The sequence below is a fragment of the Thermatribacter velox genome (genome assembly GCF_038396615.1).
Lineage (GTDB): Bacteria > Atribacterota > Atribacteria > Atribacterales > Thermatribacteraceae > Thermatribacter > Thermatribacter velox.
Genome location: NZ_CP121689.1, coordinates 2,126,286 through 2,150,582 on the forward strand (window position 1 = coordinate 2,126,286; position 24,297 = coordinate 2,150,582).

A 24,297-nucleotide genomic window follows, 5' to 3' on the forward strand; every position below is an offset into this window, starting at 1 on the left:
GCTGATAGCAGCCGGTCTTTAAAGGGTGGTTGGGAATGAATTCTTTCAGAAGAGGACTGGTAACCAGTTGCTCCATAGCCCTGGGTTACTTTCCTGCTGGAGCAACCTTTGGTGTTTTGGCTGTGGGTTCCGGTTTCAACCCCTTTGAGGCCTTAAGTGCCTCGATGTTCATTTTTGCCGGGGCAAGCCAATTTGCTCTACTTTCAACTCTTTCTTATGGTTTGCTTTGGAGCTTACTCATACCGCTTCTTTTAAATCTGCGTCACGTCGTTTATGGTGTGATAATGACCCGAAGAGTCAGAATCAGGTACCCTCTGGTGACCGCTTTTGGACTCACCGATGAAGTTTTTGTCGTTGCTCAAGAGATGAACAGTGAGCGGTTTTTGTGGGGAGTTCAGTTGGGAGCCTATTTTTCCTGGGTGGCTGGCACCGCGGTCGGGGTTTTCGGTGGTAGATTTTTGTTTCGCGAAGGACTTTTAACCTCATCAATGGTTTTCTCTTTGGCTGGTCTTTTCTTAGTGCTCCTTATTCCTCGAATTAAAGGTTTTGGGGATGGTAATTTCTGGTCTGCGATTGCTGGAGGAATTGTTGCCCTAATATTCCATCTTTTGGGATATACTTCCTGGGGAATAATTGCAGCGTCTTTCGTGGGGCCGCTTTTTGCAGTATATGTTGAAAACCGAAGGAGGGAAACTGCTTGACAAAGGAATATCTGGTGATTGGTGTTGTTGCTTTGGGAACCTATCTTTTGCGATTACTGCCAGTTTTGTTTTTAAAAGACAGGGAAATTCCCTTTTTGTCGGGAAAGGTTCTCGATTACGTAGTTACAGCTTTGCTTTCTGCTTTACTGGTAATCACTTTTTTGGAGTTGCCTGTAATTTTTGACCGGGTTTTAATTGGCTTGGTAGCTCTTTCTGGGGTGTACCTTTCGTACTACAAGTGGCGAAACATCGGTTTTTCTGTACTGGTGGGTGTGATGGTGCATTTTCTGCTTTCCAATCTGCTCGTTTTCCATTAGCTGATGCGTATAAAATTTTTAAAAAATTGGTTCAAAAAAATATTTGACATTACTTATTTTGCGTGATATAGTGTGTCAACACGTCCTGCAGGCGTAGATAGTTAACATTCAGGAGGTTTGTTTAATGGCACAAGGTACAGTTAAGTGGTTTAACGCCCAGAAAGGCTATGGATTCATCGAATCGAGCGAGGGCGGAGATGTTTTCGTGCACTACTCGGCAGTAGAAGGCGATGGCTTCAAAACTCTCATCGATGGGGAACGGGTCGAGTTCGAGGTTGAGCAGAGAGCTAAGGGTCCCCAGGCGGTTCACGTTAGAAGGCTTGGTTAGAAATCTGACTGGCTAATCAGTCTTGAACGGCGAATTACCATGCCCCGGAATTTCCCGGGGCATTTTTTGTTTCTTTGCCTTTGTTAGTTTCCCATTACATCCGATCAAACAACCCTACTCGCTTTTCAGGCTCTCATGCCGTAGCGATGGGCTTTATAGGTAGGATAAACAGAGAACTGGGGAATGGTTACCTCTGGGGGAAGGGTGGCAATGTAAAGGATGATTTCTGCAACATATTTAACGTCGATACAACTTGCATATATACCTTCTTTCTTTTCTTTTTCGTCCAACCAGCCTTCGAGGTACGCTGGCAGGTTTTCTGCGTATATGCCCTTGTCGATTACTTCTGTCATGGGTGTTTTTACGTGAGAGGGGTTTATTACCGTTACAGCGATATTTTTCTCTGCTCCCTCAAGCAGTATGTTTTCGCTAAATCCCATCATACCATGTTTTGAAGCTCGATATGGGCTATGTCCTGGACTTGAAGCAAGCTTGGCCGAAGTAGAACCGAGATTAATAATTCTCCCCCCTGTAGGTTGTTTTTCCATAATTTTGAAGGCTTCTCTACAACATAGAAAAACACCGGTGAGGTTAACGGATATGGTTTTGTTCCATTCTTCAAGGGTAACCTCGCTTACTGGAGGAGAGAGGGAGTCGCGGCCAGCGCTGTTTACCAGGATATCGAGCTTGCCCCAGGTTTGGACTACTGCTTGAAAGAAATTGATTACTTCCTCTTCCACGGTTACATCGGCACAAATTTATATACATTCTCCTCCGTCTTTAGCTATTTCTTCTGCAACTTTTTTTAGTCGCTCTCCATTGATGTCCACCAGGGCCACTTTACATCCCTGAGCGGCAAATAGTTTGGCTGTGGCTTCACCTATGCCAGAAGCTCCGCCGGTAATCAGGGCTACCTTGCCCTGGAGTTTCTTTTCTCCCATGTTAGCACCCCTGTCCTTTATTATTTAATTAGGGAAGAATTATAGTGCCCACTCTCTGGCTCGCTCAACGGCTTTTTTCCATCTGGCGTAGAGTTCTTCCCGTCGTGCAGGTTCCATTTGCGGTTCAAAAACTCTATCAATTTTCCACTGAGAGGAAATTTCTTCGCGGCTTTTCCAAAAACCCACTCCCAGCCCGGCGAGATAGGCCGCACCCATAGCGGCCATTTCGGTTACCACTGGTCTTACTACTGGCACCCCCAGGATATCAGCCTGGAATTGCATCAAGAAATTGTTTTTGACCGCTCCTCCATCCACCCGAAGGGATTCCAGCTTTTGCCCTGAGTCAGCCACCATTGCTTCCAGCACGTCTCTGGTTTGATAAGCCATGGACTCAAGAGCGGCACGTACTATATGTTCACGAGTGGTGCCCCGGGTGATACCGATAATCAGCCCACGGGCATACATATCCCAATAAGGTGCTCCTACGCCTGTGAAGGCTGGTACAAAATAAACGTCCCCGGTATCTGGAACTGCTTGGGCCATGGCCTCGCTTTGAGCAGCGTTTTCAATGATTTTCAAGCCGTCTCTCAACCATTGTATGGCAGCTCCCCCGATGAAGACCACTCCTTCAAGTGCATACTCTACTTTTCCCTCGATTCCCCAGGCCAGGTCCGAAAGTAATCCGTTTTGTGAAAGAACAAACTTTTCTCCGATATTCATCATCATATCCAGAGCAGTACCGTAAGTATTTTTGGCCATTCCGGGTTTGAAGCAAGCCTGTCCGAAAAGGGCTGCATGCTGGTCTCCCGCCACTCCAGCGATGGGTATTTCTTCTCCCCAGAATACTTGTTTGCTGGTTGTGGCCATAGTTCCACTTGAGGGTTTGGGTTGAGGGAGAATCTCCCGAGGGATTTCTAAGGCGTCGAGCAATTCCTGGTCCCAATCCAAAGTCTGTACGTTGAAGAGCATGGTACGGGAAGCGTTTGAATAATCGGTGACATGAGCAGAACCACCGCTTAACTTCCACATTAGCCAGGAGTCAATGCAACCCATCTGGAGTTCTCCTTGCCTGGCACGTTCCTTTGCTCCCGGGACCTTGTCTAAAATCCACTTTATTTTGGTGGCTGAGAAATAGGCATCAATGGTCAAGCCCGTCTTTTGGCGAACTTTTTCTTCGAACCCCCGAGCCTTAAGTTCTTCGCAGAGAGGTGCAGTTCTGCGACACTGCCAGACAATCGCGTTGTGGATGGGCTTTCCAGTTCCTTTTTCCCAGATTACAGTGGTTTCACGCTGATTGGTTATGCCGATTCCAGCGATTTGTGAGGGCTCAATCTTCGCTTTTTTCATAGCTTCTTCTGCACAAATCAAGGTGGTTTCCCAGTATTCCATGGGGTCGTGTTCCACCCAACCAGGGTGGGGATAAATCTGCTTTATTTCCCGGTAGGCCGATGAAACCACGTTACCCTCGTGGTCGACAAAAATAACCCGGGTACCAGTAGTCCCCTGGTCTATGGCCATAATGTAATCTTTTTGCACTCCCCTTACCTCCTTTGAACCCCAAGCTTTTGGTCAGGGCTTGATAACCACTTTGAGAGCTTCCCCTCTTTTTATGACGTTTAGACCGTCATGTATTTTTTCCAGGGGAAAGACATGGGTCACGTAGTTAATAGCCTTACCAATTTTTTCTCCAGCGAGCAAGCTGAGCGCAAGACGGTTCTGCGGTGCTGTGGAGGCGTGAGCACCAAAAACACCTACTTCTTTGTAATGAATGAGGTTGCTGTCCAAATATCCGGTTGATTTTTCGGGAGGCAAGCCCCCAAAAAGGCTCACTCGGCCCCTTCGTGCTACCATCTGCAGGGCCTGGTTTTGAGCTTCGCCGACTGGGCAGGCCACAATAACCACATCTGCACCACGACCGTCAGTTTCTGAAAGAACCTTTTCTACCAAATTCGTTTTTGAGCTGTTGACAAGAATCAAGTCTTTACCAAGCCTGGCTGCCAACTCGAGTTTTTCTGGTACCACATCGGCAAGGAAGACCCGGGACGCTCCCTTCACGAATGCTAATTCAGTATGAAAAAGGCCAATTGTTCCTGCACCTATTATTACCACGCTTTGTCCTATACCTATGGAAAGCGGTTCCTGACCGTTTATACAGCAAGCCAGGGGCTCAGCCAGCACTGCCTTTTCAAAGTTCAACCCAGGGGGCAACTTGTTAACGTGACCTTGAGCTACTGCCTTGGCTGGCACTGCCATTATTTCAGCAAAACCACCGTCAAATTCAAAACCTATGGTTTCCAGGTCGGGGCACATGTTGGTGTGCCCCGACCTGCAGTAGTCGCATTTTCCACAACCAATAGCCGGAGTTACTGCTACTGCTTCTCCAATGCTATATCCGGAAACTCCTTCTCCAAGTTCCAGTATGGTACCCACTACTTCGTGTCCCAAGATACGCGGGGGATGGACATGAGAGCTGCCGTAGTTTATAGTCCTCACGTCCGAACCACAAATAGCACATGCTTTAACAGCAATCAACATTCCTCCCCTTTCTACTTTTGGTAGGGGAACGTCTTTGACCACCAACCTTCCAATGGCTTCCATTACTGCGGCTTTCATTAAAACTGCCTCCGATCCGCTTAGTTGGGGATGAAAAGTACTTTATTAAAAAATTCGCTTCTTGCCCAGATGCGCTGGAACACTTCTGGTGCCTCGTCTAAAGAGAAGCGGTGACTGATCAGAGGTTTACAGCGCAACCCCCCTCTGGCCATGAAATGCAAGGACAGCTCCCATTCATTTACTGGTAGAGGCGAAAAGACCGAGTTCCAAGCTCCGACCAATCTGACTTCTTTTCGGAGAAGAGCATCGAGAGTAGAAGCAGGTATGACCAAGTCATCGTAGGAAATCCCACAGAAGACTATCGTTCCTTCTTTATCCGCTAAGCGTATGCTTTGTTCCTGGGTAATTTTGGATCCAGCCAGCTCGATTACCCGCTGCACTCCACGTCCAGTTTTGTCCAGTATGAACTTAACCGGGTCTGTGTTTTTGGCGTTGACTAAATAGTCGGCACCTACTTCTTCTGCTACCCGGAGCTTTTCATCCATAATATCTACCGCAAATACCGTTTTCGCTCCCATAATTTTTGCCCACTGCACTGCAAAAAGGCCAATAGGGCCGACTCCCAGAACGGCAACGTTGTCTCCGACTTTCATACCTGATTTAAGCATTGCGTGGAGAGCAATCGAAGCAGGATCGGTGCAGGCTCCAGATTCAAAGTCTACCTGGTCAGGCAACTTCAAAAGGTCGCATTCTTCTACCACCACGTATTCTGCCATTGCGCCGTCAGTGCGCGAACCATAATAACTGTAGTTATCGCAGAGATTGTATTTGCCGGTTTTGCAGTAATCACATGTACCACAGGGAATAAGTGGCGCTACCGTTACTCTGTCACCAGACTTAAACCCTTTCACTTTGTCTCCCACTTCAGCAATTTCTCCGGCGAATTCGTGCCCAATGATGGTGGGGTAAGAGTAGGTACCCTTTTTCATGACTCGCCCGGGGTCTGAACCACAGACACCGACTGCCCGCACTTTGACCAGGACTTGATTATCTCCTGGAGCAGGTATTTCTACCTCTTCTACTCGAAGGTCTCCCGGGGCATGAAGACGAACTGCTTTCATTTTTTGGGCCATGACTTGCTAACGCTCCTTTCTAAAGAAGAGATTTATAATTCTTGCCTATTGAGATAACTTCTTAAAATTACCGCAGCAAGTAAAATAAGTGAATTGAAGATCATTTGGGGATAAGGGTGAATTCCTAGCAAATTTAAAATGTTGGATATAATACCAAGCACCAGAACGCCACTTAAGGTGTCTATTGCGTTGCCTCTCCCCCCCGTAAGTGGTGCACCACCTATCACTACAGCTGCAATTGCGAGTAACTCGTATCCGTCACCAACTCTGGGTTCTCCACTGTCAAGTCTTCCTGTCATTAGTAGTCCGGCAAATGCTGCAAATGCTCCTGAAAGCACGTAGGCCATAATTTTATCGCGCCCTATTTTGACTCCACAAAACCTTGCTGCTTCTTCGCTTTCGCCAATGGCAAAGAGTTCGGATCCAAAAGCAGTATATTTAAGAAGTATTTGACTTAAAATGGCTAAGATTATCCACACAAGAACTGGAAAAGGAATCCAGCCTATCGATCCTCTGCCTAAGAATTTGGTTCCTTCAGAAACGCCAAATACAGTTTGGCCTCCGGTTACGGAAAAAGATAGTGCCCTTATTGTTATCATGGTTCCTAATGTGGCTATAAAGTCTGGAACGTGAAACTTTGTTATTATAATGCCGTTAAACAAGCCTATGCCGGCTCCTATGAGAATACAAGCTGGAAAAATTAAGTAGATTGGAAAAAGAAAAGATAGCTCTTCAACATATCCTAAATATATTCCGTGATGTTGCCAGAGAGCACACAGTGTTGAAGATAAAGCAAAAATTGAAGCAATGGATAAATCTATTCCTCCAGAGATAACCACAAACAAGAGCCCTAAGGCCAGGATACCGATAAAACTGCTTTGTGTTAATAAATTTTCCAAGTTTCTTAGAGAAATAAAAGCGGGAGACAAAAGAGCAAAAAGACAAAACAAGAAGAGCAGTGTAATGTGGGCACCGTATACATTAAGCATGTTGTTATAGATTTGCGTTTTGTTACTTTTTGCCATTATTTTGTTTATTGCTGGTTCTCGCCTTAACATTGCTTAAAACCTCCTGTTGTTTTTGGAATTTGTTTAGGCAAAAGTTCAACCTTTGTTGAAGTTTTCTAAAGTCCATCGTTTAATCGATCTCTAATAAGACTAGCTCGAGTTACACAGTATTGGTTTTTGCCAAAAACCAAGTTTTTAACGGACACCACTTGCTAATTTCAATAAATCTGTCACTTTATGCTCTTTAGGATTTGTGACGCCCATAAGCTTCCCCCTAAAAAGAACTGCTATCCTGTCACACATTTCCATTAGTTCTTCGGCTTCTGAAGAGATAATTATAAAACTTATGCCCTCCCTGGCCTTACTCTTTACAAGGTTCATTATTTCTTTCTTTCCCATCACATCAATACCGCGTGTGGGTTCATCTAAGATAAGCAATTTACAATTATAGGCCAGCCACCTTGCCAAGATAACTTTTTGCTGGTTGCCACCACTAAGGTATCGTATTATTTGATATAAGGACGGTGTTTTTATTTCTAATTCTTCAACAAAGGCTCTGCAAGGCTTTTCCATCTCTTTCCAGTTTATAACGCCAAATTTTCTTTGTTTTTTTCTTAAAAGAGGCAATGCAAAATTAAACAGAACACTATGGTTTAAAAACAAGCCTTGGGTTTTTCTTTCTTCTGGGGCCATGGCTATTCCAATCTCTGTTGCTTCCCATGGCGAATTTAACTTTATTGGTGTGTCTTCAAGGCGGATTTCACCTGAAGACAAAGGGATATGTCCGCTTAAACATTTTGCTAACTCCGTTCTCCCAGATCCCACAAAGCCAAAAATCCCTATTATTTCTCCTTTCAAAATTTTTAACGATACATTTTCAAGCTTTGGCTTGGTAAATTCACTACATAAATTTTCTATTTCAAGGAGAACTTTGCTTTTGTTTCTTTCTTCTTCTGAGGGTTTTGAAATAGTAACAAAATGCTTTGTATCAAGAGACTCCTTCTGGTCTTCTCCTGTCATATCTTTTATTATCTGGTTTAAGTCAACTTCCTTTATCTTACGAGTCGATATTTTTTTGCCATCCCTAAAAACTGTGACCCTATCGCCAATTTCTAAGATTTCTTCTAACCTGTGAGATATATAAATAACCCCTACTCCCTTGCTACGAAGGTCGTGAACAATATTGAACAACTTTTTCTGTTCTTCTACAGTGAGTACGGCTGTGGGCTCATCCAGAATTATAGCTTCTGCTTTAAAAACAAGAGCTCTTGCTATTACAACCATTTGTTGTATTGCCGCGCTAACTTCACCAGCTAGAAGGAATGGGTTTACGTCCTCTCCAAGCGATCTCAAGAGAGCTGCAGCCCTGGCATACAATTCTTTATAATTTATAGTTTTTAAAATAGTGTTTCTAGGGTAGTTTCCCAAAAAGACATTTTCGGCAATTGTAAGGTGTGGCACTATATCTAGTTCTTGGAAGACGGTAACAATACCAAGGTTCTTGGCTTCTCGAGGGGAGGATATTTCAATTTCTTGTCCTTTGTAATAGATTTTGCCTTCGTCTTTTTTATAAATACCGCTGAGTATTTTGACCAATGTTGATTTTCCGGCCCCATTTGCTCCTACCAAGCAATGGACTTCACCTGGATAAAGTTCGAAGTCAACTGCTTTTAAGGCTTGTACTCCGGGAAAGCTTTTGGATACAGACCGAACCTCTATTATGGGTTTTGTTGTTTTACTCACATTTCTACCTCCTTAAAGGCTTAGTGGCGACGTATAATTTCTGATATAACTCATAATTTGCAAGGTATTCAGAGAAATCTTTGACAGGTTTTATTACTTTTAGGTTAGGCTTCATTGCTGCAAAAGCTTCAACTATTGATGGGAAAAGGGAGGCCCCTGTAGCAGCAAGGATGGCGCCTCCCAATAGAGATGCATTTTCCTGAGTTACCCACATTTCTTTCTCGCATATATCGGACAATATTTGTAACCACAATTTACTCCTGGTTCCTCCACCACAAACTTTGAGATTTTTTATGCCAATTCCCGCTTTTTCAAGATGATCGAATAGCAGTCTGATCCCAAAAGCTATCCCTTCGTAAATTGCTCTACCAATATGTGAGGCTTCGTGGTTTAGGCTCAATCCCCAAATTATTCCTCGGGAGTAGGGATCTTTGTACGGCGTTCTATTGCCTTGCCAATGGTCCAAAACAATTAATCCTTCAGAGCCAGGAGGAACTTTAGATGCTTCATCGTCCAACCATTCGTAGGGATTCAGCTTAGTAGCCTTTGCTTTAATAGAATAGTGTTTTGCAACTTTTTTGATGAACCAGTCTATGATAGACCCGCTGGAGGTTTGCCCTCCTTCAATTAGGCTTAGCCCTTTATGTATAGGGTCTTTGTAAGGCCCCCAAAAACCCTCCAAAGTCTTTTGAAGCCTAGCATTAACCAAAAGGACTGAGGAGGAACCCAAAATCAGAGAGCCCTCTCTTTCTCCAAAGCTACCAAGACCTATAGTGGCAATATGGGCATCAATGCCTCCTTGAACTATAAGAACGCTTTCTTCACAGCCTATGTCATGAGCCACGTCTTTTTTAATATTGCCTATCACGCTACCCACCGGTAATATCTGAGAGGGAATTTTTTCTACCAACTCTGGAACACCAATTGCTTCAAGAAAATCAATAGACCAACCCTCGCCAGGCAAATAGTTCCATTTGCACGAGGCATTACATTGCGAAGCTACCCATTTGCCGGTTAGTTTATAATTTAGCCAGTCTAAAGCTTCTACAATTAAATAGGCCTTACGGTATATTTCTGGCAGGTGTTCTTTGATCCAGAGTAGCTTTGGTAAAAACCATTCTGGAGAAACCTGTTTGCCGCACCAGGAGAGGATGGGATGGTTTGTTGCGTTTATCTTCTTGGCTTGTTCGGATGCTCTTATATCCATCCAAAGGATAGCATTGGTTAAGGGTTCACCGTTGGAACCTACTGCCAAAACGGTGCTCGAGGTCGCATCTATTGCTATTGCTTTAACTGAAATATGTGGACACATCTTGACAGCCTCTCTGACACAAAGGCGTAATGCTTCCCACCAATCATTTGGATTTTGTTCTGCCCAACCGGGGACAGGAAACTTTGTTTCATAGGTTTTTTGGGAAGACCACAGCAAACGACCTTCAATATCGTACAAATTAGCCCTCAAGCTTTGCGTTCCTACATCAATAGCTATGACGCCCTTCATCGCAAATTTCCTTTCCTGTGTTTTTGTATTTGATAGGAACAGAAAGAAAATAACAATCTATTTGGGGGGTTCAAGGATTGGCACGCTTTATGGAGAGACTCCTAAACATTGAAAGTCCTCCTCTTTCGCTAACCGTTTGAATGGCTACCATTAGGATTATGATCAATCCTTTGATAACTTGCTGGGTGTAAAATTCTATACCCAGAATACTCAAGAAGTTTATTATTAGGCCAATGAACAACACGCCTGCTATAGTATTTAATAAATTTCCCTTACCGCCTTGCAAGCTGAAACCAGCTATTACCGCGGCAGCAATTGCGTCTAACATTGTTGTTGATGCAACCCTTGGATCTGCAGAAGCCATCCTGCCAACTAGAAGTATCCCTGAAAATGAAGCCAAAATGCTCGAGAGCCAGTAGCTAAAGATGACGGTTTTGGCAATATTAATTCCTGTAAGCTTTGCTGCTTCAATGTTGCCACCTACAACGTATATGTTGCGTCCTGTAGCAGAGTATTTTAAAAAGAGCCAGATTACCACGACCAAGAGAAACCAGATAATAGCCAAAAACGGGATGCCGAGAAAACTCCTAAAGCCGATGTTTATAAGATATTCAGGCACCGAAAAGATGGGTTGCCCAGAAGTCATAGAATAAGCAATACCCCTACTTAGCATCATAGTGCTTACTGTTACTACGAATGCCGGTGCTCTAAATTTAGACACTGCGAAACCATTTACAACGCCTATAAGACTTGCTATTGCTATAGCTAAACAAAGGGAAAATGGTTCTGGGAAAATGGGGCTAATTTTCCCGGCTTCTTCGTAAACTTTCATAAACGGAGGCATGTACGTAAACAAATATCCTCTGATTAGGTTTGAGTAATACACTCCCGAAAAGGCCATTACAGCTCCAACAGAAAGATCAATTCCCCCCGTGAGTATTACAGTGGCCATTCCAATTGTTGCTATACCTAATGTAGCTTGTTGGTTAAATAGGTTTTGGAAATTTTCTACGCTTCTGAAGGTAGGTGAAATTATTGAAAAAACAACAAGAAGAGCTAATAAAGCAAACCATATTTTGTATTCGCTAACCGCTTTATTTGCAAGATTTATCGTAGTTTCTTTCCGGAGTAGTTTGGTCACAGCGCTTTCCTCCTATTTCTTAGGAAGGCTTTCTTCGAAGAAAGCCTTCCTAAGAAATTAACTAAAAAATTAATTCGTCAAAATAGCTTGTTATTGTTTGTCACTTCAAAAGATAGAGTTCGGATCATAATATTGCTCTACATTCTCTTTAGTAACCAAAACAGTACCTGTTATGACTTTGTCTCCAGCAGAAATTCCTTCAGGGAGCTGGCCTGTTTCTAAGTATTGCATCAGTATATCGAAAGCAACAGCAGTTATTTCTGAAGGGTTGTTAACCACCGTGGATTTGTATTGTTCTCCTTTCATTATCTCTAAGTAGGCTTCTTTTTGACCGTCTACGCCGCAAACAGGGATATCCGTCATTCCAGCCGCCCTTAGAGCATCCAAAGCGCCCAATGCCATTGCATCATTGTGTGCATAAACTAAATCTATTTCATCACCAAAAGCTGCTATCGCGTCCTCCATAGCCTTCATGCCTTCAGCCTTGTTGTAGTGAGCCATGTATGTAGCCAATATCTTTATATCTGGATATTTTTCTGAGAAAACCTCTCTCAGACCGCCACCACGTCCTTTACCTGCAGGACAACCAGGGTCTCCAGCTATTTCAACAATTTCTCCTTTGCCGTTTAATAATTGGCCAATAAATTCTCCTTGAAGCCTTCCAGCTTTCCATTGGTCTATGCCTACGTAAACGAGGTAGTCTCCATACATTGGCCTGTCTATTACTACTATAGGTATATTTTTCTGTTTGGCTTTTTGGATTACTGGACGGAGTCCGTACTCGGTAACTGGGTTGACAATAAGAGCGTCCACTCCCTCCAAAAGCATGGTTTCGACATCTTTTATTTGTTTTTCAATATCATTTTCTGCGTTTAAAAGTAACAACCCTACTCCGTATTCTTTGGCCTTTTCTTCAGCCGTTGCCTTCATAGCCAAGTAATATGGACAGTTTAGGGCAACATGAGCGAATCCGATTTTGAAGTCTTTCGCGAACCCAATACTCATACTTCCTGCTATTACCAGCAGGAAAATACCTACCATTAATCCTACTACCGCTTTCTTCACTCTAAATCATCCTCCTTTTCCTGGAAATTTGTGAACAACAGGACACACTGTGGTTACCTAAGACCAAACTTTTAACACTTTCTTTTGTTGTTTTCTTCTTTTTGCATCACCTCCCGGGGCATTTTTGCAGTTGAGCCCATAGTGTTTGTACATAAATTATCATTTTTCGATAATAATATAACTTTGTGTTGGAGTTGTCAACTGTTGAAGAGATAAATCTGAGGAGCTTGGAATACTCAAGAGAGCTTATTTTTTGGAAAACTTTGACACGCGTGGTAATTGTTGTTAAAATTTTAAAAATTAAATGTTCTGTAACAAGAGTGTATTTTTCTGGAGGATATTGTTATAAAAGCAACACTGATGCAAAAAAATCTGTTAATATTGACTTAAATAAATTTTCCTTTTCAGGAGGCAAAGAAAGATAGTGAAAAAGAGAGAGCGGCTGGACTACATTAGTAAGCAAATTATCCTTGAAGGGACTGTCAGCATAAAAGAGCTTTCCAATCGCCTGGGCGTGTCGAGCATGACCATCCGAAGGGACCTCCAGGAACTTGCGCAGGAGGGTATTTTAAAGCTTATTCCTGGAGGCGCTGTTATTCGCAGGGAATCCACGCCCTTTAACGAGGAAGAATACACAGTTACCAAGGCCAAATCTCACATGATAAAGGAAAAAATAAAGATTTGTCAGAAAGCCGCTTCACTCGTAAGAGAGGAAGACACGATAATAATCGATACTGGTTCTACAACGGAACATCTTCCCCGATTTATTCCCCAAAACATGCGGCTTACCATTGTTTGTTACTGTCTTAACATCCTGCTTGGTGTTTATCAGCACAACAAAGGAAGTCAGATAATTTTTCCAGGCGGCTATTTTCATGAAAACAGCCTGATGTTTGAGAGCCTGGAAGGAATTGAGCTCATCAGGAGAGTTAGAGCTAACAAAGCCTTTGTTTCAGCAGCTGGGGTTGATGAAAAGCTGGGGATTACCTGTGCCAATTTTTACGAAGTGCAGACCAAAAGAGCAATTATTGATTACTCGGACACCAAAATTTTGCTTGTAGATTCTTCAAAATTTGGCAAAGTTACTGCTGCCTATTTTGCTGATTTGAAAGAGATGGATATTGTAATAACCGACAGCGGTATCCCCAGGGAGTACCTTCAAGCTCTGGAGCGAATGAATATTCAGTATTACGTGGTGTGAAAGCCACCAAAGTTTTCAGTTCTCTTTGGATTTCAGGTCTTTGAGCAGATCTACCATTTCTCTTAGGAGCTTCACTTCTTCACTTGGCTCTGGTGGAGGAGGTGGGGTTTTGTTTTCCCCAGTCCTCATTTTCTTAAGGGTATTAAAGGGAGTAACGATAAAGAAATAGATGACCAGGGCTATTATCAGGAAGTTAATGGTAGCGTTCAGGAAACTGCCGATATTGATTATTCCCAGTTTCCAGGAGGAAAAATCCGGCACCTTTCCTGCCACAATACTTATGAAAGGCATTAACACGTCCTGTACCAGGGAACCAACTACTTTGTTAAAGGCAGTTCCGATAATTACTGCAATGGCGAGATCCAGGATATTGCCCCGCAACACAAATTCTTTGAACCCCTTCAACATGTAATTCACCTCCTAACTGCCAGTAATTTTCCTTAATTTTGTGTGATAGCTTGGGTTGAGTCAACATTGTGTTGGTTTCGGGTGCAAGATGCTTGTAGCTTAGTTTCCTGGATGTAAGGAGTCAACGGGTTTTTTCAAAGTGAGCGCTGTGTTGTTATTGACAGATATTGTTTTCGAGAGGAACCAGCCTGAGGTTTTTAACGAATAACCCTACCGATGCCTTTGCCCCTCAGGCCAGCTGCGTTTGCCTCGTCAGTATCAATGTGACAAGCGAGTCTCCCGGTAGGGCCCACTCGAACGATTACCTGGTTCAGGATTAAGCCATTTGGGCCTGGTATTTCCACGCTTACCCGGTCACCGTTTTTTAGTTTGAAGCGTTCTGCTTCTTCCGGAGAGAGATGAAGATGACGGGCAGCCCTGATGGCTCCTTCCTTAAGAGCAATTATTCCTTGGGGACCTACCAGGGTAATGGGTGAGGAATTGGCTATGTCTCCCGAGAGGCGGGTTGGGAGCTCTAAACCAAGATAAAAACCATCGGTAAAAGAAAGCTCGACTTGGTCGTAATTCCGCCATGGTCCGACAATTCTCACTTTCTCAAGCATTCGCATGTTTTTCCCGATCACGGCTACCGTTTCCTCACAAGCAAACTCTCCAAGTTGAGAGAGAGAGCGGATGGGGGTCAGTTGCTTCCCTTTCCCAAAGAGTATTTCAAAAGTTTCTTTAGTTAGGTGGCAGTGTCGGTTAGAAACCTCTACAGGCACCTGGAAAGAGCCATCTTCCAGAGTAGTTTTTGAAAGCTTTAACTCTTCACTCAAGGCTTCTGCAACTGTTTTGACAATTTCTTCCCATATTTCTCTTTCTGGGATACCCATTGCAAGTCCTCCGTTTAACCACTAACTATTTTGACTGATGCACTGGTTCCCAGGCGGGTGGCACCCGAGAGAATCATGAGTTTGGCGTCTTCAAAAGTGCGAATACCACCAGAAGCCTTGATACCCATTTTAGGCCCTACGGTTCGGCGGATTAGGGCTACATCGTGAGCTGTTGCTCCACCTCCGGCAAAACCCGTGGAGGTTTTGACGAAGTCGTACCCTGCGTCTTTGACCATTTTAGAGACCAACACTTTCTCCTCATCAGTTAGCAGGCAGGTTTCGATTATGGCTTTTATGACTGTAGTCTGCCGGCAAGCCCGCTTTACCGCCATCAAGTCCTCTTCAACAGCCTTAAGGTTTCTTGACTTTAGGGCTCCTATGTTAATTACCATATCAATCTCATCTGCGCCATTTTCGATGGCGCTACGGGCTTCAAAAGCCTTAACGCGGCTTTCGTTAGCTCCCAATGGGAAACCTACTACTGTACATACTTTTACCCCTGTTCCCCGGAGCTTCTTGGCACAGAAAGGTACCCAGTAGGGATTAACGCATACCGAGTAGAAGCCATACTGAATTGCCTCGTCGCAAAGTTTTTCCACCATCGAAAGACAGGCGTCCGGCTTTAAGAGAGTGTGATCGATGTAAGAAGCAATCGCTGCTGGAGTAATTTCCAGGTTGCCTGTGCAAGGAACGGCCTGGTTTTTTCCGTCGCTTGCGCGTGATATATTTTGTAATTTATTCAGTACTTCTTTGGTAATACGATCAATGAGTTCTTCTCGGTTAAGAAATGGAGTGCTCATGGCTAAAGAATGTTCCTCCTTTCCACTGCCATCATTTTGTTGATACGAGCCCAATGCCTTCCTCCTGCGAACCTGGTTTCCAACCATAATTTGGCAAGCTCGCAGATCTCATCTACTGTGTGTGCTAATGCACCCAGGGTAAGCACATTGGCATTGTTGTGTTCCCGACTGTTGATCACACTTCGCCTATCATAGCACAGCGCAGCTCTGATTCCGCGTACTTTGTTGCAAACCATGCACGAGCCTATGCCCATGGCGTCTATCATGATGCCCCGCTCACACTCTCCGGAAACCACTTTCTGAGCAACCTTGACAGCAAAGTCGGGGTAATCAACTCGCTCTTTACTGAAAGTTCCCACGTCGTACACTCGGTATCCTAATTCCGTCAAGTATTCTTTTAATGCTTCCTTGGCTTCAAAACCTCCGTGGTCGGCTCCAATAACAACGCGAATTACATGATCTTTCTGGTTAACAAGTTCTGTCGTTTCCTTTTCGGACATTCCCAATGTATGAAGACTACTCACTACATTGTGAATAATTCGTGAATAAACCTTCTCAGACATATTTTTCTACCCTCTTCGTTATTTTTCAACATCGTCCACAATGCCTATAACCAGCGTGCGAATGGGAGCCTGTGGATCACCAACCACCGTGCGAGCAGAGTTGCCTTCGTCTATGATGAGAACCGTGTCCCCGGCTCCTGCCTGTACAGTATCGAAAGCCAGAAAGGCTTTTCCTTTGGGATTCCCGTCTCCATCAATAGGCTGAACAATCAGTATTTTCATGCCTTGAAAAATAGGTAACTTGGCTGTAGAAACTACATTTCCAATAACTCGAGCCAACATCATGATAGTTTGTCACTCCGTATCAGGTTTACCTGGTCGATGATTCCCATTATCGTACAATCTGAAGGGTTAAACCAGTTAGGGATAGCCAATGCTGCTTCTCTTCCTCCTTCATAGAAAACCAAGTCACCAACGCCAGCCTGAACCACATCGCAAGCCACAATTGGTGTTCCAATTTCCTGCAGGTTTTCATCAAGGGGTTGAACTAACAAGAGTTTGACCCCTTCCAGAGAGGCAACTTTTTGTGTGGCCACCACATTTCCAATTACTCTACCTATTTTCATCAACGGCCTCCTCTATACAATGCGGAAGTAATCAACCAGGGTGCAGCGCCGCTCCCTGGTAAAGGTCCGGGCTCGGGTGAGACCTTCTCCAGTGGGCGTGGCTATTGTAAAGCTGGTGAATCCAGCTCCTCCCATACCCAGGCCACTGTATGCAGGACCGTTTTTTACAAAGATTGAGCAGTTCATCATTTTGGCCATCTGGGAGAGATGGGCGATATTTCGAGAATGCATAATCGCCGTATGTCTGAAACCATGCTCGCATTTGACCGCAAAGTCCATGGCTTCTTGGGCATTGTCGAAACGTACCAGGGGGATTACTGGTAGTAATTGCTCGGTCCAGACCAGGGGATGCTCTCTGTCTACTTCCCCAAATAGGATGCGCGTTTCCCTGGGGACTTTCAGACCTATCTCCTGGGCTATGAGATATGCATCTTTGCCAACCCATTCTTTGCGGGGTTTTCCAATCTTGCCTGGCCCTCCTGGTTCACTTATAACCAGAGAAGTTACTTCTTTCATTTGTTGCGAGGTTAGTTCAACCGCACCGTTCTTTTTCATAACTTCTTTAAGCTGGTCGGCAATTGCTGTGACTGCTAAGATCTCTTTTTCGCAGATACAAACTATGTTGTTATCAAAACCTGCGCCAAGAACAATATCACGGCCTGCCTTTTCAATATCAGCTGTTTCGTCCACCACGCAGGGTGGATTGCCAGGACCACCAGCAATAACCTTCTTTCCACTGTTCATAGCAACCCGCACAACCGCGGGTCCCCCGGTAACCACCAGCAGGTTTATTTCGGGATGTTTCATCAAAGCTTGTGCGGATTCCATGGTAGGGCGAGAAATAGAACACACCAGGTTTTCTGGCCCCCCAGTTTCAATTATTGTTTGGTTAAGGAGAGCTACTGCTTCGTTAGAACACTCTTTCGCACCGGGATGAGGATGAAAAATAACTGCATTACCGGCGGAAATCATGCTGATTGCATTATTGAATACAGTAGTAGTAGGGTTAGTAGAAGGAGTTATTGAAGCGATTACACCGTAAGGCGCACGCTCAACAAGAGTCATGCCATGTTCGTCAGTGAAGACGGCTGGTTCAACATCTTCTACTCCCGGGGTCTTAAGGGCTACCAAGCGGTGTTTAAGTATTTTATCTTCCACCCTACCAAGCCCTGTTTCCTCTACCGCCATGCGCGAAAGACGTTCTGCTTCTTTAAGTATAGTTTGACGAATGGCCTGTATTATTTCTCGACGCTGATCGAGCGGAATTTCCATGAATAATTGGTGTGCTTTCCTTGCGGCTCGAATCGCTTCCTCGACATCATCAAAAACTCCTTTTCGGGAAGATGTTCTGGTTTCCTGGAGAACGCTTTTTTCTCCTGATGAAAGCACCGCCTTTTCCAGCTGGTTGATCACCTTTTCTACAATCAAGCGAATATCCGCTTCGTTTACTTTCATGCTTAACCCCTCACCATTTTTTCTTTAAGACCACCAATAATACCATCTGTCCCCGCACTGCTTTTATGAAAGCAAAAATTTAAAACAAGAAATAGGGACGAATGTCTGGATGGGGATTGGGTATGATAACCTCTTTACAGAGAAGTCCTTTTCGGGAAATAACCTCTTTTGCCGCTCCTACTGCAGCTTCTATTTCATGAATATCTCCCAGTATCTTAAAATACGATTTACCTCCCATGCCAACGGCAAGGCGTACTTCTGTAACCAGCACTTCAGCTGTCTTAACGGCAATGTCGGCAGCTTCGATGCTTGCCAATGTTGAAAAGGATTCGACAACAGCTATAGCATCCCACTCTTTACACTCTACTGCTCCCAGAATGGCAGGAACAATTTGGGGATGCAGGTTGGGAATAAAAAGTTCGTCAATCAAATACCCTTCACCAATTGTTTTGCCTGCGGTGAGCGAGGCATCGACTTCTGCCACTTCTCCACAGATTAACACTAAAAACTTTCCAGGACAGATAGTTTTAGCATCAATCACCTTTACTGGAGCCGCTTTGACCATTGCATCCAATGACTTGATGCCTATGGCAATGGAATTAAATTCAAGCGCTCCCAAAACGGTTATCTCCATCTCGCACCTCAAGCGTTCTGTTTTTCAATAATGATTCGCTCTTCATTTACAAATATCACTTTTCCTTCAATACTTGAATGTATTCGGGCGCTTATCTCTCCAACGCTTTCTCCCACCAAATCGCCCTCTTTAACCCAGTCACCCACTTTGACTACTGGTTGAGCTGGTGCTCCTGCATGCTGCTTTAATAACAATTCCACCCTTTTGGGCTCAACGCTTTTAATCTGGAACGCATCACCGATTTCATAGTTGTATAGCCGTAGGCGATTTTTAAGAATCGAGACAGGTATCTTGCGATAGGGAAAGGTGTCTCTAACCTGTATCTTTCTTTGGGGAAAAGCTGGTCTGTAACCTTCTTTGAGGAGTTGCTCTTTAATTACCCGATTCACAATGCGAGGAGAAAGCCCCATTGGGCAGGCATATACCTCGCAAAGCCCGCATTCGCTACACAGAAAAGCTCCCTCGATGATTTGAGGTGGAACATCCAGGCCCAAGTTTATCTGACGCATGATTTTGTGGGGAGAAATGCTGTGTCCCAGCAGGTAACGAGGACAGAGTTCTGTGCAGTATGTGCACTGACAGCATGCTGCCTTGCTCTGCTTGATGATGAAAGGAAGGGGCAGGCTTTTTTTCTGCACCAGTTCGTGGTCGCGCGGCAAGACAAACAAGCCGGTGGTGGTTTTGGTTACTGGTGTAAGAGGGTCGGTTGTCACCGAACCCATCATAGGACCTCCGATGAGGATAGCGTAGTCCGATACAGTTACCCCACCACAGGCATCGAAAACATCCTGAAAGGGGGTTCCCACCGGCACTCTCAGCACAGAGGGTTGTTTGACCTCTCCAAGGCAGGTTAGGGTACGCCTGGTCACTGGTTGTCCTTTTGCGGCTGCTGCAATGTTGCTTAGCGTTTCCACGTTTAGTACTACAGCCCCTACTGCCAGAGGAATCTGGCCCTCAGGTATGGTTTTTCCCGTTACTTCCTTAACCAGACAGAACTCATCGCCTGCTGGATAGTAATCTCCAAGCAAAAAAACGCTCAAATTCTTCTTATCCTCTATTGCTTTTAAGATGTTTTGTCTTGCCAGGGGATCCTTTTCCTTTAAAGCTATAACCCCTTTTTTAGCCCCAGTAGCAGACATCGCAAGCAATAGGCCTTCAACTATAGCTTCTGCGTTTTCTCGCATAGTGAGTTTGTCGTTGAAGAGGAGGGGTTCACACTCTGCTCCATTTGCAATCACAATCTCGCAGGGGCGGGAAAGCTTGATATGGGTGGGAAACCCACCTCCTCCTGCTCCAACAACTCCCATTTCCTGGACGACTTGAGGTATGTTGATGCCCATTGGGTTTTCTTCTCCCATCAGCGTCCTGATTTTTTAAATACTATCTCACCCATTTCTTCCACCAGGTCTACAATGCCAACTATCACACAATCTACCGCTTTTTGCTTGGTGAACTCAGTTTGACGGGCAGAACTTCCTTGAGAAACAAGGACCATCTCTCCGCTTCCGGATCCCACCAGGTCAACAGCAACGAGGTAATCACCCTTGTCCTGCCCCCTGCTGTCACAGGTACGGACCAGCAGATACTTGAGACCTGAAACTCCATCATTTTTTCTGGTGGCCACAACGGTACCAACCACTTTTCCAAAAATCATATAGACCTACTCACCTTTACTTTTAGTGGGAAGGAACAGCATCTTTTTGATAGACCAGCTTTCCTTCCAGTTCAATTTCATCCACAATGGCGACTATAGCAGCATCGCTTGGTTTTCCCTGGGTTATTTCAGTCATGCGAGAACTACTTCCAGTAACATAGAAGACAATTTCTCCCTTGCCTGCGCCTACGCAATCCATGGCAACAATGTAATCTCCCTTTCCTTTCATGGTAGAAGGGTCAATTTTTTCAAGGAGTAGGAACTTAATGCCTTCTATCTTTTCTTCTTTTCTGGTGGAAACAACCGTTCCCACCACCCGAGCAAGAATCAAGAATTAACACCCCTTTTCTGCGGAAATAGCTTTGTCCTTTCGATTATGCAGCGTTAGTCTGGATTTGGGGCTCCTTTGCTCTTTTTGCTTCCTCGGCCAAGTGGAAGCACTTCGTCAACGTTGGTGTGTGGCCTGGGGATGATGTGTACGGAGACAATTTCTCCTACTTTTGCAGCCGCGGCCTGTCCAGCATCAAGAGCTGCTCGAACTGCTGCTACGTCCCCCCTTACGATAGCTGTAACATAACCTCCTCCAATTTTTTCATAACCAACAAGCTCTACTCGTGCAGCTTTGACCATTGCGTCGGCGGCTTCCACCATCGCAGCAAAGCCTCGAGTTTCAATCATTCCTAAAGCATCAGTGTAAATTTCCATGTTAGCAGCACTCCTCCCTCTTTTTCCGCAGAAAAAGGAAATTATCCCTTTTTCTGCTTTTATGTTATTAATGGAACAAGTTTTGCAATTTATATAACATAAGCACCTGGGCTTGTCAACCGCCAAAAGGCCTTTATTGGTTACAATTATCGAAATATTATCCTTAAAACATGGCTTATGCGTAAATGGTTTTTTCTGAAATCCTTGGAAATACTTGAACAGAAATGGGGATAAGCGGGAGCGAGAGAAGCAATTGCCCTGCCTTGTCTTTAACAGATTTTGATATCAATCCAATAAGCCTGGAGATAAAAATTGGAGGATCTTTACTGCAAGTTTTAAATTCAAGCCTGGAGTTCTTGTTTCGAGAAACCTTCCCTCTTGGAGAAGGAGATGATGAACTAATAAGGCTTCTTCAGGACCCAGGAGCTAAACATGTGTTATTCCTGAGTCCTGAAGTCTGGTTTGCTCACCCTATAAGGAGCTTTCCTAATTGGTAAACCAGAGTTGAAAGAGACCAGGCTAAAATAGTGGTATAAAAAGCGCTAAACAGAGCCCATTTTCCTCCTATTTCTTGTTTTATAGTGGCTATTGCAGCAGCACAAGGGATGTATGTTGCGCAGAAAACCATGAAGGAAAACGCAGAAAGCGGAGTGAAATAACTGCTAAGTATGTTGCCAAGGCTTGCCTCTCCTCCAAGCAGCGTTCCCAAAGTTCCAACTACGACCTCTTTTGCAAGAAATCCAAAAATAAGCGCAACACCTGCTTGCCAGAAGCCAAAGCCGGGGAGTTTTAGAAGGGGCGCAACGAGCTTGCCCAGATATCCTATGAAGCTATTTGTAGATGCGTATTCGACACCCCAGGGAAGAGAGCTCAGCAACCATACGACTATTACCATCAGAAAGATGATCGTTCCAGCTTTTTTGAGAAAGATCCTGCTGCGGTGCCATACCTATGTGAATGTTATCAATAACGAAAACTAGGCACATTTACAGCAAAGTACTCACTTCACTCGAGCAGGGGGTATCCGAGAAATAACACACAAAAGGGGTAAGGATTTCCTTATACCATTGCAGGGTTTTCGCTTTTTGCCTTCTATCCTTCCGGTAAGCAGGAAGCCTTCCAGGTAGGTAGTCCATAGAGTTTTGGCTTTCAAATTGTTCGCCTGACTCGCCAAAAACCGGGGTTAAAAGGGGAAAAACCAAAAACTGGAAGTAGCTTTTTAAGGGCTTTCCAAAACCTGGTGGAGATGACGGGACTTGAACCCGTGACCTCCTGCTTGCAAAGCAGGCGCTCTCCCAGCTGAGCTACATCCCCACTTTACACACCAAGAAAATATTCCGCCTACTTCCCCTTTATACTCCTTAGAAAGGAGGTGATCCAGCCGCAGGTTCCCCTACGGCTACCTTGTTACGACTTCACCCCAATCATCAACCCCACCTTAGGCGCCTGCCTCCCCTTGCGGGGTTAGCCCAGCGACTTCAGGTGGAATTGACTTTCGTGGTGTGACGGGCGGTGTGTACAAGGCCCGGGAACGTATTCACCGCGCCGTGGCTGATGCGCGATTACTAGCGATTCCGCGTTCATGCAGGCGAGTTGCAGCCTGCAATCCCAACTGGGGCCGGTTTTTTGGGATTAGCTCCCCCTCGCAGGTTCGCAACCCTTTGTACCGGCCATTGTAGCACGTGTGTAGCCCAGGGCATAAAGGCCATGAGGATTTGACGTCATCCCCACCTTCCTCCGGCTTGTCGCCGGCAGTCCCCTTAGAGTGCCCGGCTTACCCGGTAGCAACTAAGGGCAAGGGTTGCGCTCGTTGCGGGACTTAACCCAACATCTCACGACACGAGCTGACGACAACCATGCAGCACCTGTGCTGGCTCCTCCACCGAAGTGGAGGTCGTTACCCTTTCGGGCTCCTACCACCAGCATGTCAAGCCCTGGTAAGGTTCCTCGCGTTGCATCGAATTAAACCACATGCTCCACCGCTTGTGCGGGCCCCCGTCAATTCCTTTGAGTTTCAACCTTGCGGCCGTACTCCCCAGGCGGGGTACTTAATGCGTTAGCTTCGGCACGGAAGGGGTCGAACCTCCCACACCTAGTACCCATCGTTTACGGCCAGGACTACCCGGGTATCTAATCCGGTTTGCTCCCCTGGCTTTCGCTCCTCAGCGTCAGGGACAGGCCAGAGAGCCGCCTTCGCCACTGGTGTTCCTCCCGATATCTACGCATTTCACCGCTACACCGGGAATTCCACTCTCCTCTCCTGCCCTCAAGCTTCCCAGTTTCCCACGACCCTCCCCAGTTGAGCCGGGGGCTTTCACGTGAGACTTGAGAAGCCGCCTACGAGCTCTTTACGCCCAGTAAATCCGGACAACGCTCGCTCCTTACGTATTACCGCGGCTGCTGGCACGTAATTAGCCGGAACTTTCTCCTGGGGTACCGTCAGCACAGGAAGCTATTCACCTCCTGTGTTTTCTTCCCCCAGAACAGGGGTTTACGACCCGAAGGCCTTCGTCCCCCACGCGGCGTCGCTGGGTCAGGCTTGCGCCCATTGCCCAAGATTCCTCACTGCTGCCTCCCGTAGGAGTCTGGGCCGTGTCTCAGTCCCAGTGTGGCCGGACACCCTCTCAGGCCGGCTACCCGTCGTCGCCTTGGTAGGCCATTACCCCACCAACTAGCTGATGGGCCGCGAGCCCCTCTCCAGGCGCCAGCTTGCAGAGCAGAGGCCAGCTTTCCTCAATACCCCTGCGGGTACTGAGTGTATGGGGTATTAGCCACCCTTTCGAGTGGTTATCCCCCTCCTGAAGGCAGGTTACTCACGTGTTACTCACCCGTTCGCCACTCAGCCTTTCCTCCTTTCATAAGAAAGGAAGAAAGCTGCGTACGACTTGCATGTGTTAGGCGCGCCGCCAGCGTTCGTCCTGAGCCAGGATCAAACCCTCCATGACAAATCTATACCTTCTCCTCGCAAAGGAGGAGAAGAGATTCTCACTGAGAGAGTTTAACCTTGGC

25 protein-coding genes, 1 tRNA gene, 1 rRNA gene and 1 pseudogene are annotated in these 24,297 nt (G+C 45.4%); 4 read left to right on the plus strand and 24 right to left on the minus strand.

Annotated elements, in window-relative coordinates; translation table 11 throughout:
• The first annotated feature begins 35 nt into the window (after positions 1-35).
• The 3 genes from QBE54_RS10645 to QBE54_RS10655 all read left to right on the plus strand — a co-directional run bounded on the left by QBE54_RS10645 (position 36) and on the right by QBE54_RS10655 (position 1,346).
• The gene (locus QBE54_RS10645) at positions 36-701 is read left to right on the plus strand and encodes an AzlC family ABC transporter permease (protein WP_369018171.1); all 666 of its coding nucleotides are present in this window, start codon (positions 36-38) and stop codon (positions 699-701) included.
• The gene (locus tag QBE54_RS10650) at positions 698-1,018 is read left to right on the plus strand and encodes an AzlD domain-containing protein (RefSeq protein ID WP_369018172.1); all 321 of its coding nucleotides are present in this window, start codon (positions 698-700) and stop codon (positions 1,016-1,018) included. The genes QBE54_RS10645 and QBE54_RS10650 overlap by 4 nt, the downstream gene beginning before the upstream one ends.
• Before the next feature lie 124 nt (positions 1,019-1,142).
• The gene (locus tag QBE54_RS10655) at positions 1,143-1,346 is read left to right on the plus strand and encodes a cold-shock protein (protein ID WP_369018173.1); all 204 of its coding nucleotides are present in this window, start codon (positions 1,143-1,145) and stop codon (positions 1,344-1,346) included.
• Positions 1,347-1,471: 125 nt separating this feature from the next.
• On the opposite strand, the pseudogene QBE54_RS10660 reads toward QBE54_RS10655, so the two are convergent.
• From QBE54_RS10660 to QBE54_RS10700, 9 genes and pseudogenes are all read right to left on the minus strand, one after another.
• Positions 1,472-2,287: pseudogene (locus QBE54_RS10660) on the minus strand (SDR family oxidoreductase).
• Between the two features lie 39 nt (positions 2,288-2,326).
• Positions 2,327-3,805: a glycerol kinase GlpK gene (glpK, locus tag QBE54_RS10665; RefSeq protein ID WP_369019439.1), complete on the minus strand. Its 1,479-nt coding sequence runs from the start codon at positions 3,803-3,805 to the stop codon at positions 2,327-2,329.
• Positions 3,806-3,856: 51 nt separating this feature from the next.
• A complete protein-coding gene (locus tag QBE54_RS10670) occupies positions 3,857-4,900 on the minus strand; it encodes a zinc-dependent dehydrogenase (protein WP_369018174.1) in 1,044 nt (347 codons plus the stop codon).
• A 20-nt stretch (positions 4,901-4,920) separates the two neighbouring features.
• The gene (locus tag QBE54_RS10675) at positions 4,921-5,973 is read right to left on the minus strand and encodes a galactitol-1-phosphate 5-dehydrogenase (RefSeq protein ID WP_369018175.1); all 1,053 of its coding nucleotides are present in this window, start codon (positions 5,971-5,973) and stop codon (positions 4,921-4,923) included.
• Positions 5,974-6,005: 32 nt separating this feature from the next.
• The gene (locus tag QBE54_RS10680; RefSeq protein ID WP_369018176.1) at positions 6,006-7,031 is read right to left on the minus strand and encodes an ABC transporter permease; all 1,026 of its coding nucleotides are present in this window, start codon (positions 7,029-7,031) and stop codon (positions 6,006-6,008) included.
• A 144-nt stretch (positions 7,032-7,175) separates the two neighbouring features.
• Complete coding sequence (locus tag QBE54_RS10685) at positions 7,176-8,723, minus strand: sugar ABC transporter ATP-binding protein (protein ID WP_369018177.1); 1,548 nt, start codon at positions 8,721-8,723, stop codon at positions 7,176-7,178.
• Between the two features lie 4 nt (positions 8,724-8,727).
• Entirely contained in the window at positions 8,728-10,173 is a 1,446-nt protein-coding gene (locus QBE54_RS10690) for a ribulokinase (protein WP_369018178.1), read from the minus strand.
• A 121-nt stretch (positions 10,174-10,294) separates the two neighbouring features.
• Positions 10,295-11,365, minus strand: a complete 1,071-nt coding sequence (locus tag QBE54_RS10695; protein WP_369018179.1) for an ABC transporter permease — start codon at positions 11,363-11,365, stop codon at positions 10,295-10,297.
• 105 nt (positions 11,366-11,470) lie between these two features.
• Positions 11,471-12,430: a substrate-binding domain-containing protein gene (locus QBE54_RS10700; protein WP_369018180.1), complete on the minus strand. Its 960-nt coding sequence runs from the start codon at positions 12,428-12,430 to the stop codon at positions 11,471-11,473.
• 424 nt (positions 12,431-12,854) lie between these two features.
• Between QBE54_RS10700 and QBE54_RS10705 the strand changes: the two genes are divergently transcribed.
• Positions 12,855-13,631, plus strand: a complete 777-nt coding sequence (locus tag QBE54_RS10705; protein ID WP_369018181.1) for a DeoR/GlpR family DNA-binding transcription regulator — start codon at positions 12,855-12,857, stop codon at positions 13,629-13,631.
• A 15-nt stretch (positions 13,632-13,646) separates the two neighbouring features.
• Here QBE54_RS10705 and mscL read toward each other — a convergent pair whose 3' ends face one another.
• From mscL to QBE54_RS10780, 15 genes are all read right to left on the minus strand, one after another.
• Positions 13,647-14,039 (minus strand): large conductance mechanosensitive channel protein MscL, encoded by a 393-nt coding sequence (mscL, locus tag QBE54_RS10710; protein ID WP_369018182.1) that lies wholly within the window; start codon positions 14,037-14,039, stop codon positions 13,647-13,649.
• 197 nt (positions 14,040-14,236) lie between these two features.
• Positions 14,237-14,911 carry a phosphate propanoyltransferase gene (gene pduL / locus QBE54_RS10715; protein ID WP_369018183.1) on the minus strand — a complete coding sequence of 225 codons (675 nt, stop codon included), beginning with the start codon at positions 14,909-14,911 and terminating at the stop codon, positions 14,237-14,239.
• A gap of 14 nt (positions 14,912-14,925) precedes the next feature.
• Positions 14,926-15,513, minus strand: coding sequence for a deoxyribose-phosphate aldolase (deoC, locus tag QBE54_RS10720; RefSeq protein ID WP_369019440.1), 588 nt, complete (start codon positions 15,511-15,513; stop codon positions 14,926-14,928).
• 200 nt (positions 15,514-15,713) lie between these two features.
• The gene (gene rpiB, locus QBE54_RS10725) at positions 15,714-16,274 is read right to left on the minus strand and encodes a ribose 5-phosphate isomerase B (protein WP_369018184.1); all 561 of its coding nucleotides are present in this window, start codon (positions 16,272-16,274) and stop codon (positions 15,714-15,716) included.
• A gap of 18 nt (positions 16,275-16,292) precedes the next feature.
• Positions 16,293-16,559: a EutN/CcmL family microcompartment protein gene (locus tag QBE54_RS10730; RefSeq protein ID WP_369018185.1), complete on the minus strand. Its 267-nt coding sequence runs from the start codon at positions 16,557-16,559 to the stop codon at positions 16,293-16,295.
• On the minus strand, positions 16,556-16,840 hold the full coding sequence (locus tag QBE54_RS10735) for a EutN/CcmL family microcompartment protein (RefSeq protein WP_369018186.1): 285 nt from the start codon (positions 16,838-16,840) through the stop codon (positions 16,556-16,558). The genes QBE54_RS10730 and QBE54_RS10735 overlap by 4 nt, the downstream gene beginning before the upstream one ends.
• A 12-nt stretch (positions 16,841-16,852) precedes the next feature.
• A complete protein-coding gene (locus QBE54_RS10740) occupies positions 16,853-18,295 on the minus strand; it encodes an aldehyde dehydrogenase family protein (RefSeq protein ID WP_369018187.1) in 1,443 nt (480 codons plus the stop codon).
• A gap of 79 nt (positions 18,296-18,374) precedes the next feature.
• On the minus strand, positions 18,375-18,929 hold the full coding sequence (locus QBE54_RS10745) for a BMC domain-containing protein (protein WP_369018188.1): 555 nt from the start codon (positions 18,927-18,929) through the stop codon (positions 18,375-18,377).
• An 8-nt stretch (positions 18,930-18,937) separates the two neighbouring features.
• Positions 18,938-20,269 (minus strand): 4Fe-4S dicluster domain-containing protein, encoded by a 1,332-nt coding sequence (locus QBE54_RS10750; RefSeq protein WP_369018189.1) that lies wholly within the window; start codon positions 20,267-20,269, stop codon positions 18,938-18,940.
• A 17-nt stretch (positions 20,270-20,286) separates the two neighbouring features.
• Positions 20,287-20,583: a EutN/CcmL family microcompartment protein gene (locus tag QBE54_RS10755; RefSeq protein ID WP_369018190.1), complete on the minus strand. Its 297-nt coding sequence runs from the start codon at positions 20,581-20,583 to the stop codon at positions 20,287-20,289.
• Between the two features lie 22 nt (positions 20,584-20,605).
• Positions 20,606-20,914: a EutN/CcmL family microcompartment protein gene (locus QBE54_RS10760; protein ID WP_369018191.1), complete on the minus strand. Its 309-nt coding sequence runs from the start codon at positions 20,912-20,914 to the stop codon at positions 20,606-20,608.
• A gap of 53 nt (positions 20,915-20,967) precedes the next feature.
• Entirely contained in the window at positions 20,968-21,288 is a 321-nt protein-coding gene (eutM, locus tag QBE54_RS10765) for an ethanolamine utilization microcompartment protein EutM (protein WP_369018192.1), read from the minus strand.
• 466 nt (positions 21,289-21,754) lie between these two features.
• Positions 21,755-22,183, minus strand: coding sequence for a nucleoside recognition domain-containing protein (locus tag QBE54_RS10770; protein ID WP_369018193.1), 429 nt, complete (start codon positions 22,181-22,183; stop codon positions 21,755-21,757).
• Positions 22,184-22,526: 343 nt separating this feature from the next.
• Positions 22,527-22,602: transfer RNA gene (locus QBE54_RS10775), tRNA-Ala, on the minus strand.
• Positions 22,603-22,653: 51 nt separating this feature from the next.
• Positions 22,654-24,233, minus strand: a 16S ribosomal RNA gene (locus QBE54_RS10780).
• Between the last annotated feature and the right edge of the window lie 64 nt (positions 24,234-24,297).

What these genes read in the sequence shown, in the direction of transcription:
- pduL (WP_369018183.1), bottom strand. Translation starts at nt 14,911, where the DNA reads ATGGGTATCCCAGAAAGAGAAATATGGGAAGAAATTGTCAAAACAGTT.
- QBE54_RS10680 (WP_369018176.1), bottom strand. Translation starts at nt 7,031, where the DNA reads ATGTTAAGGCGAGAACCAGCAATAAACAAAATAATGGCAAAAAGTAAC.
- QBE54_RS10645 (WP_369018171.1), top strand. Translation starts at nt 36, where the DNA reads ATGAATTCTTTCAGAAGAGGACTGGTAACCAGTTGCTCCATAGCCCTG.
- eutM (WP_369018192.1), bottom strand. Translation starts at nt 21,288, where the DNA reads ATGGAAATTTACACTGATGCTTTAGGAATGATTGAAACTCGAGGCTTT.
- QBE54_RS10675 (WP_369018175.1), bottom strand. Translation starts at nt 5,973, where the DNA reads ATGGCCCAAAAAATGAAAGCAGTTCGTCTTCATGCCCCGGGAGACCTT.
- QBE54_RS10745 (WP_369018188.1), bottom strand. Translation starts at nt 18,929, where the DNA reads ATGGAGATAACCGTTTTGGGAGCGCTTGAATTTAATTCCATTGCCATA.
- deoC (WP_369019440.1), bottom strand. Translation starts at nt 15,513, where the DNA reads ATGGTGGAAAAACTTTGCGACGAGGCAATTCAGTATGGCTTCTACTCG.
- QBE54_RS10770 (WP_369018193.1), bottom strand. Translation starts at nt 22,183, where the DNA reads ATGGTAATAGTCGTATGGTTGCTGAGCTCTCTTCCCTGGGGTGTCGAA.
- QBE54_RS10730 (WP_369018185.1), bottom strand. Translation starts at nt 16,559, where the DNA reads ATGATGTTGGCTCGAGTTATTGGAAATGTAGTTTCTACAGCCAAGTTA.
- QBE54_RS10755 (WP_369018190.1), bottom strand. Translation starts at nt 20,583, where the DNA reads ATGATTTTTGGAAAAGTGGTTGGTACCGTTGTGGCCACCAGAAAAAAT.
- QBE54_RS10750 (WP_369018189.1), bottom strand. Translation starts at nt 20,269, where the DNA reads ATGGGCATCAACATACCTCAAGTCGTCCAGGAAATGGGAGTTGTTGGA.
- QBE54_RS10670 (WP_369018174.1), bottom strand. Translation starts at nt 4,900, where the DNA reads ATGAAAGCCGCAGTAATGGAAGCCATTGGAAGGTTGGTGGTCAAAGAC.
- mscL (WP_369018182.1), bottom strand. Translation starts at nt 14,039, where the DNA reads ATGTTGAAGGGGTTCAAAGAATTTGTGTTGCGGGGCAATATCCTGGAT.
- glpK (WP_369019439.1), bottom strand. Translation starts at nt 3,805, where the DNA reads ATGGCCATAGACCAGGGGACTACTGGTACCCGGGTTATTTTTGTCGAC.
- rpiB (WP_369018184.1), bottom strand. Translation starts at nt 16,274, where the DNA reads ATGTCTGAGAAGGTTTATTCACGAATTATTCACAATGTAGTGAGTAGT.
- QBE54_RS10735 (WP_369018186.1), bottom strand. Translation starts at nt 16,840, where the DNA reads ATGAAAATAGGTAGAGTAATTGGAAATGTGGTGGCCACACAAAAAGTT.
- QBE54_RS10655 (WP_369018173.1), top strand. Translation starts at nt 1,143, where the DNA reads ATGGCACAAGGTACAGTTAAGTGGTTTAACGCCCAGAAAGGCTATGGA.
- QBE54_RS10740 (WP_369018187.1), bottom strand. Translation starts at nt 18,295, where the DNA reads ATGAAAGTAAACGAAGCGGATATTCGCTTGATTGTAGAAAAGGTGATC.